Source organism: Mycobacterium ulcerans subsp. shinshuense, assembly GCF_002355775.1.
Classification (GTDB): domain Bacteria; phylum Actinomycetota; class Actinomycetes; order Mycobacteriales; family Mycobacteriaceae; genus Mycobacterium; species Mycobacterium marinum.
Genome location: NZ_AP017625.1, coordinates 36616 through 44814 on the forward strand (window position 1 = coordinate 36616; position 8199 = coordinate 44814).

The window sequence follows — 8199 nt, forward strand, 5'->3', positions numbered from 1 at the left end:
CGAAATTAGTGGTTGAGCTTTAGTTTTGGGTCGTTTTCGGCCCAAATATGTAGCCATTAGGAATGGTGTGTCACTAGTATCTGTAGTTGGGTTATGTTGATACTATTCAGGTATAGCCAAGCCGATGGCGATGCACGTAGCCTGTACGCCGAGTGCGCATGTGGATAAGGCGGGCAACGCGCGCCGCTACGAGGCGGTGCTGGTGCGGCGAAGCTATCGCGACGGCAAAAATTCGACACCAGACCCTGGCGAATCTGTCCAAGCTGCCTGCCCACGTTATCGACGTGGTCGAGGCCAGCCTCAAGGGCCAGGCGCTGGTAGCGCCCGAGTCGGTCTGTGAGATCACACGTTCACTGCCCCATGGGCATGTGGCCGCGGTGGGGGCCATGGCACGCACGCTGGGGCTGCCCGCACTGTTGGGGCCGCGGTGTCGGTCCCGCGATCTGGTGTTGGGGTTGATCATCTCGCGGGTGCTCCGACCTGCCTCCAAGCTGGCCACGCTGGCCTGGTGGGCCGACACCACACTCGGCGAAGATTTGAACGTGACCAACGCATCGACCGGCGAGATCTATGAGGCGATGGACTGGCTGCTCGCCCGTCAAGACGCGATCGAAAAACAGTTGGCTGCCAAACACCTGGCCGCCTCGGTCAATCCGTCGCGGATGGCGCTGTTTGACTTGTCCTCATCGTGGATGACCGGCCAATGCTGCGATCTGGCTGCACGCGGGTATTCCCGTGACGGTAAGAAGGGCCTACCCCAAATCGAGTACGGGCTGCTCACCGACCCCGCTGGGCGCCCAGTGGCGATACGGGTGTTCGCCGGTAACACCGCTGACCCGGCCGCGTTCACCGACATCGTCGAGGTAGTGCGTGAGCGCTTCGGGCTGGACCGGCTGGTTCTTGTCGGTGATCGCGGCATGATCACCTCCGCGCGTATCGCCGCGCTGCGCGAACTCAACAACGACCCCGACACCGCAACCGGTTTCGGCTGGATCACCGCGCTGCGTGCACCGGCGATCGCCAAGCTCGCCGGTGATGACGGGCCGCTGCAACTGAGCCTGTTCGATACCCAAGACCTGGCCACCATCACCCACCCCGACTATCCCAGCGAACGACTCATCGCGTGTCGTAACCCACTGTTGGCGACCCAACGCGCCCGCAAACGTGCCGAATTGCTGACCGCCACCGAGGCTGCGCTGGCGCCGATCATCGCCGCAGTAGCTTGTGGCCGGCTGGCCGGCGCCGGGCGGATCGGGGTGAAAGTTGGCAAAGTACTGGCAAAGTTCAAGATGGCCAAACACTTCCATCTCGACATCACCGACACCACACTGACCGTGACGCGTGACCAAACCAAGATCGATGCCGAAGCCGCCCTTGATGGGATCTACGTGCTGCGCACCAGCGTCACCGCCAACGAGCTTGACCCCGCCGCAGTCGTGGTCAGCTATAAAAACCTCGCCAACGTCGAACGCGACTTCCGCAGCATCAAAACCGACGACCTGGACCTACGCCCCATTCATCACCGACTCGACGACCGGGTCAAAGCCCACATCCTGATCGCCATGCTCGCCTGCTACCTGGTGTGGCACCTACGCAAAGCCTGGGCACCCATGACCTATACCGACGAAAACCCACCAGCCCGGGAAAACCCTGTCGCACCCGCCCAACGCTCAGCTGCCGCCAAAACCAAAGCCGCACGCCACCAAGACGCCAACGGAGCCACGCTACGCAGCTTCAGCGGCCTGCTCGAGCACCTGGCAACCCTGACCCGCAACGACGTCAACTTCACCCACACCACCAACCCGATCCCGATGCTCGCCACCCCACCCCCGACCAACAACACGCCTTTGACCTCATCGAAACCACCATCCCCCTCACCAGCGCCGCGTAGCCACCAACGCCAACCCGCCAAACCCCAAAACCCGCAGGTCAATTCATAAATCCACCCGACCAGGCGGGACTGTCGCGGTAAGGGTGTAAGCGGCCTGATCGGCCCCGGTGTGTCGGGGCCGGAAAGGTCGCATGATGACCAAGACTGTCGTGGCTGTGCAGCCATCACAAAACCACGAAGATGAGGCCGGCGCCGTGGCGGCTATTGACGTTCCCAGTAGTCGCAATGTTGATGAGTTAGAAGTCGCCCGCGAGTTGGTGCGCCAGGCCCGCGAGGCCGGCGTTGGGTTAACCGGGCCTGGCGGATTGCTCAAGGCGATGACCAAAACGGTCATTGAGACCGCTTTGGATGAGGAACTGTCCGAGCACCTTGGATATGACCGCCACGATCGGGCTGGGTATGGCAGTGGCAACTCGCGCAACGGAACCTGCTCGAAAACGGTGCTCACTGATGCGTGCGGTTCCATTGAGATCGATGTCCCACGGGATCGGGCAGGCACATTCGAGCCGAAGATCGTCGAAAAACGCCAGCGTAGGTTGACCGACGTCGTTGAGGTGGTGTTGTCGCTGTATGCCCGCGGGTTGACCACCGGGGAGATCAGCGCCCATTTCGCCCACATCTACGACGCGGCGGTGTCCAAGGACACCGTTAGCCGGATCACCGACCGCGTTCTCGAGGAGATGACCGCCTGGCATACCCGCCCGCTAGAGCGCGTATACGCCGCGGTGTTCATCGACGCCCTGCACGTCAAGATCCGCGACGGCCAAGTCGGCCCCCGGCCGGTCTACGCCGCGGTCGGGGTCGATCTGGCCGGACACCGTGACGTGCTGGGCATGTGGGCCGGTGAAGGTGACGGCGAATCGGCCAAGTACTGGCTGGCAGTGCTGACGGAGTTGAAAAACCGCGGCGTGGCCGACATCTTCTTCCTGGTCTGTGACGGCCTCAAAGGACTGCCGGACTCGGTGAGCGCGGTCTTCCCCGACACCGTGGTGCAAACCTGCATCATCCACTTGATCCGCGGCACGTTCCGCTACGCCGGCCGCCAGCACCACACCGCGATCGCCCGGGCGCTCAAGCCGATCTACACCGCGGTCAACGCTGCTGCGGCCGCCGAAGCCTCAGATGCCTTCGACACCGAATGGGGACACCGCTACCCAGCGGCAATTCGATTGTGGCGCAACGCCTGGAATGAGTTCATCCCATTCCTGGACTACGACACCGAGATAAGGAAGGTGATTTGTTCGACCAATGCCATTGAATCGCTCAACGCCCGCTACCGCCGTGCGATCAGGGCGCGTGGTCATTTCCCCACCGAGCAGTCCGCCCTGAAATGCCTATACTTGGTCACCCGGTCGCTAGATCCAACCGGAACCGGACAGAAGCGATGGACGATGCGCTGGAAACCAGCATTGAACGCCTTCGCGATCACCTTCGCCGACCGCATGCCAGGAAGCGAAACCACCTAACCGAAAACGCCGCTTACACCGTTAATCAGACAGACCCGACCAGGCCCGCTAACTTCGGGTTAGGGGTGGTGGTGAAGCGGATCGATGGATCGCATCGGCTTGAGGGCACGTGGTCTGGTGCTGGATCGGCGAACGCGTTCTTATCGCACTTGGACCTGACGAGAAGATTGACGTGAGGTGCGTTTGGAAGGTGAGCGGTCAGGACGCTCGGTCGAGGGTGACGTGGTAGCCCATGGCTTCGAGTTGGCGAACAGCGTTGTGTCGCGCTTTCTGGGGGTTGAGCCGGGTGAAGTAGTCCCCTCCGGGATCGTGGTAGCCGGTGTTGGTGGTGGCGATGTTCCAGATCGCGACTAGCAGTGCGCGTTGCACGGCGACGTTGGCCCGCAGAGGGCCGCGGCGGGCAGCGACCCGGCGATACTTGGCCGCCAGGTAGGTGTCGCGGGTGTGCGAGATCGGCATCGCCGCGGTACCCAGTGCTCCTTGGAGGTAGGGGTTGCCCGGCCGTGTGCGTCGCGATTTCACCTTGCCGGCTGATTCGTTGTTGCCCGGGGTCGTGCCCGCCCACGACGCAAGATGTTGTGCGGTAGGAAATTTGGTCATGTCGGCTCCGGTCTCGGCGACCACGACGTCGGCAGTGAATCCACCGATGCCGGGGATGGTGCAGATCAGATCCCGGAAGCCGCGAAAGGGTTGCATCATCACCTCGATCCGCTCGGTGAGTGCCTCGATGGCCGCGGTGTGCTGGTCGATCAAGTTCAGGTGCATGCGGGCCAAAAACGCGTGATGAGCGGTGAACCGACCGTAGAGGGCTTCGGTCAGCTGCGGGATTTTTCTGCGCAACTGCTTCTCGGCCAGATCGGCCATCACCGCCGTGTCGGTCTCACCGGCGAGCAACGCTTCCAGCATCGCCCGTGACGACTTGCCGTTGAGATCGGCGGCGACCGAGGACAGTTTGATCCCGGCGTCTTCGAGGAGTTTCTCCAGGCGCTGGATCTCGCGGGTGCGTTCCCGCGTCACGGCGGTGCGGGTACGGGTGAGATCTCGCAGTTGCCGGATCGGCTCCGGGGGAACGAACGACTGGGCTTCCCCCGAAATCGTGGAGGGTTTTCCTTAGGCCGAAGTTAGCGGGCCTGGTCGGGTGGATTTATGAATTGACCTGCGGGTTTTGGGGTTTGGTGGGTTGGCGTTGGTGGCTACGCGGCGCTGGTGAGGGGGATGGTGGTTTCGATGAGGTCAAAGGCGCGTTGTTGGTCGGGGGTGGGGTGGCGAGCATCGGGATCGGGTTGGTGGTGTGGGTGAAGTTGACGTCGTTGCGGGTCAGGGTTGCCAGGTGCTCGAGCAGGCCGCTGAAGCTGCGTAGCGTGGCTCCGTTGGCGTCTTGGTGGCGTGCGGCTTTGGTTTTGGCGGCAGCTGAGCGTTGGGCGGGTGCGACAGGGTTTTCCCGGGCTGGTGGGTTTTCGTCGGTATAGGTCATGGGTGCCCAGGCTTTGCGTAGGTGCCACACCAGGTAGCAGGCGAGCATGGCGATCAGGATGTGGGCTTTGACCCGGTCGTCGAGTCGGTGATGAATGGGGCGTAGGTCCAGGTCGTCGGTTTTGATGCTGCGGAAGTCGCGTTCGACGTTGGCGAGGTTTTTATAGCTGACCACGACTGCGGCGGGGTCAAGCTCGTTGGCGGTGACGCTGGTGCGCAGCACGTAGATCCCATCAAGGGCGGCTTCGGCATCGATCTTGGTTTGGTCACGCGTCACGGTCAGTGTGGTGTCGGTGATGTCGAGATGGAAGTGTTTGGCCATCTTGAACTTTGCCAGTACTTTGCCAACTTTCACCCCGATCCGCCCGGCGCCGGCCAGCCGGCCACAAGCTACTGCGGCGATGATCGGCGCCAGCGCAGCCTCGGTGGCGGTCAGCAATTCGGCACGTTTGCGGGCGCGTTGGGTCGCCAACAGTGGGTTACGACACGCGATGAGTCGTTCGCTGGGATAGTCGGGGTGGGTGATGGTGGCCAGGTCTTGGGTATCGAACAGGCTCAGTTGCAGCGGCCCGTCATCACCGGCGAGCTTGGCGATCGCCGGTGCACGCAGCGCGGTGATCCAGCCGAAACCGGTTGCGGTGTCGGGGTCGTTGTTGAGTTCGCGCAGCGCGGCGATACGCGCGGAGGTGATCATGCCGCGATCACCGACAAGAACCAGCCGGTCCAGCCCGAAGCGCTCACGCACCACCTCGACGATGTCGGTGAACGCGGCCGGGTCAGCGGTGTTACCGGCGAACACCCGTATCGCCACTGGGCGCCCAGCGGGGTCGGTGAGCAGCCCGTACTCGATTTGGGGTAGGCCCCAGGGCTCCGGCGTTGTTGATTAGCAGGCTTGTGAGCTGGGGAATTGTGGATTGAGGAGGTCTAGGCGGCGGTTGGCGGTCAAAGCGGTGATCCGGCAGGCTTCGGCGATGTTGTCGGCGCCGTTGAGGCGGTGCAGATTGATCGCGGTGTTGCGTAGCGTTGCTAGGACCTGTGCGCCGTTTCCGGTATGTGCCCTTTGACGGTCTTCGTCGAAGGTGACGTCGCGTATCCAGTGCAGGCTGTTCTCGATTCCCCAGTGTTGACGCATCCAGGTCATGATCGCGGTAGGGCGGGCGTGCTCGAACGGCAGGCTGCAGATGGCATAGACCACCTCCACGCTGCGCTGGTCGGTGGCGGTGATCAAGCGTTCACGAGTGATCCGGATGATTTGTTTTGCGTAGGGGAAGCCGATTCCTCGTGCAGCGGTGATGATTTGCAGGGTGCGGGTCTCGACACGGCCGTGGCCGCGGGAGTCGTCGGTAGCGGCTGCGGGCACCTCGGCCCAGGGCAGCGCGGTGATACGCGCAAGTATTTTGGCTTGGTTGGACTTGACGATCATCAGGTAGTGCGACTTCAAGGTGGCGCAGATCAACTTCGCGGTGACGACCTGGGTATGCATCGCATCCACGGTGACCAGCCACCGCAAGCTACCCGGCAGCAGCGTGAGCAGGGCACGTACGCAGGGAATTTCATTGCTTTTCTCGGCGACAGCGAGTTGACCGAGCACCAATCGGGCACGGTGGGCGAACACCGACACGAGATGCTTGGCTGTCGCTTTGGCGCGTAAAGCACCACGCCGCATCTTGCCGTCCAACGCGATCGGCACCAATCCACTGGGGTCGCTGCTGGCCACGTGTGCAGTGAAGTAACTGCCCATCCTGGCGTTGAGGTCGGCGGGGTCTAGCCGAGACAAAACAGCACGGAAGGTCTTCTCACTGGGCCGCCGGAACCGGACCCCTAATTGGGCCAACACATCATCGGGAGCGGTGGCCGCCCATGTGGCAAAACCAGCATAGCCGCGCATCCCCGCGGCAGTGGCCAGAACCGCGATCGCCAACAAAGCCATCAGCGAATACCTCCGACCGCGTGGGTCCCTCGGGTCTGGCACCGAGGCCAACACATCGAGAAACTCCGATCCGATGAGCTCGCTGCGCTCACCAGGACTCCAGCGGTCGAACACCTCTGGAACCGACGACACAGGCAATACTGAAACGGTAGGCACGGGCAACTCCAGACCAACGACGAACAGTAACCAACTCGATCGTTCTCCAGATAGCCCGTGCCTACACTCCGGCCCCAATAGCGCGGCACCAAAGATCATCAACCCAGCTCACAAGCCTGCTAATCAACAACGCCGGAGCCCTGGGGTAGGCCCTTCTTACCGTCACGGGAATACCCGCGTGCAGCCAGATCGCAGCATTGGCCGGTCATCCACGATGAGGACAAGTCAAACAGCGCCATCCGCGACGGATTGACCGAGGCGGCCAGGTGTTTGGCAGCCAACTGTTTTTCGATCGCGTCTTGACGGGCGAGCAGCCAGTCCATCGCCTCATAGATCTCGCCGGTCGATGCGTTGGTCACGTTCAAATCTTCGCCGAGTGTGGTGTCGGCCCACCAGGCCAGCGTGGCCAGCTTGGAGGCAGGTCGGAGCACCCGCGAGATGATCAACCCCAACACCAGATCGCGGGACCGACACCGCGGCCCCAACAGTGCGGGCAGCCCCAGCGTGCGTGCCATGGCCCCCACCGCGGCCACATGCCCATGGGGCAGTGAACGTGTGATCTCACAGACCGACTCGGGCGCTACCAGCGCCTGGCCCTTGAGGCTGGCCTCGACCACGTCGATAACGTGGGCAGGCAGCTTGGACAGATTCGCCAGGGTCTGGTGTCGAATTTTTGCCGTCGCGATAGCTTCGCCGCACCAGCACCGCCTCGTAGCGGCGCGCGTTGCCCGCCTTATCCACATGCGCACTCGGCGTACAGGCTACGTGCATCGCCATCGGCTTGGCTATACCTGAATAGTATCAACATAACCCAACTACAGATACTAGTGACACACCATTCCTAATGTCTACATATTTGGGCCGAAAACGGCCCAAAACCAAAGCTCAACCACTAATTTCGCCTACCTCACAGCCGCTAACTTCGGCTTAGCGGCGGGCTTGCCCGGCTTGGGGGCCACGCCGCGAGGACAACGCCTCAAGCGCGCCCCGATCACGTTGGTGGCGCCATTCAGTCAGCAGTGACGAATACAGGTTCTCCCGCCGCAGCAGCGCGCCCCGCTGCGCACGCTCGGCGCGTTCGTACTCCTCCAGGATCGCCAGCTTGTACTTGGCGGTGAACGTACGCCGCTGCGCCCGCTCCGGCACCTGTGGATCAGGCACGTCCTCCACCGCAATCGACGATTGCCGACGCCGGGCGGCGGCACCGTTGCTGCCGTTTCTGCTCAACCTCGTTTTCCCCATACTCGCCCTCAGGCTCAGTAAATATTTCGGGTCGGAGTGTC

4 protein-coding genes and 3 pseudogenes are annotated in these 8199 nt (G+C 62.4%); 2 read left to right on the plus strand and 5 right to left on the minus strand.

Annotated features, from left to right (window positions below; genetic code table 11):
• Nucleotides 1–124: 124 nt before the first annotated feature.
• Together SHTP_RS26415 and SHTP_RS26425 are read left to right on the plus strand one after the other, a co-directional pair.
• A pseudogene (locus SHTP_RS26415) lies at nucleotides 125–1891 on the plus strand (IS1634 family transposase).
• 131 nt (nucleotides 1892–2022) lie between these two features.
• Nucleotides 2023–3357, plus strand: a complete 1335-nt coding sequence (locus SHTP_RS26425) for an IS256 family transposase (RefSeq protein ID WP_096372463.1) — start codon at nucleotides 2023–2025, stop codon at nucleotides 3355–3357.
• 198 nt (nucleotides 3358–3555) lie between these two features.
• On the opposite strand, the gene SHTP_RS26430 is transcribed toward SHTP_RS26425, so the two are convergent.
• From SHTP_RS26430 to SHTP_RS26450, 5 genes and pseudogenes are all read right to left on the minus strand, one after another.
• On the minus strand, nucleotides 3556–4452 hold the full coding sequence (locus SHTP_RS26430; RefSeq protein ID WP_338101620.1) for an IS110 family RNA-guided transposase: 897 nt from the start codon (nucleotides 4450–4452) through the stop codon (nucleotides 3556–3558).
• Nucleotides 4453–4550: 98 nt separating this feature from the next.
• Nucleotides 4551–5692: pseudogene (locus SHTP_RS26435) on the minus strand (IS1634 family transposase); the annotation flags it as partial.
• A 21-nt stretch (nucleotides 5693–5713) separates the two neighbouring features.
• Entirely contained in the window at nucleotides 5714–6916 is a 1203-nt protein-coding gene (locus SHTP_RS26440) for an ISAs1-like element IS2404/ISMul1 family transposase (protein ID WP_420873065.1), read from the minus strand.
• A 140-nt stretch (nucleotides 6917–7056) separates the two neighbouring features.
• Nucleotides 7057–7693 (minus strand): annotated as a pseudogene (locus tag SHTP_RS26445) (IS1634 family transposase); the annotation flags it as partial.
• A 150-nt stretch (nucleotides 7694–7843) separates the two neighbouring features.
• Nucleotides 7844–8143 carry a hypothetical protein gene (locus tag SHTP_RS26450; protein ID WP_096372704.1) on the minus strand — a complete coding sequence of 100 codons (300 nt, stop codon included), beginning with the start codon at nucleotides 8141–8143 and terminating at the stop codon, nucleotides 7844–7846.
• Nucleotides 8144–8199 lie beyond the last annotated feature (56 nt).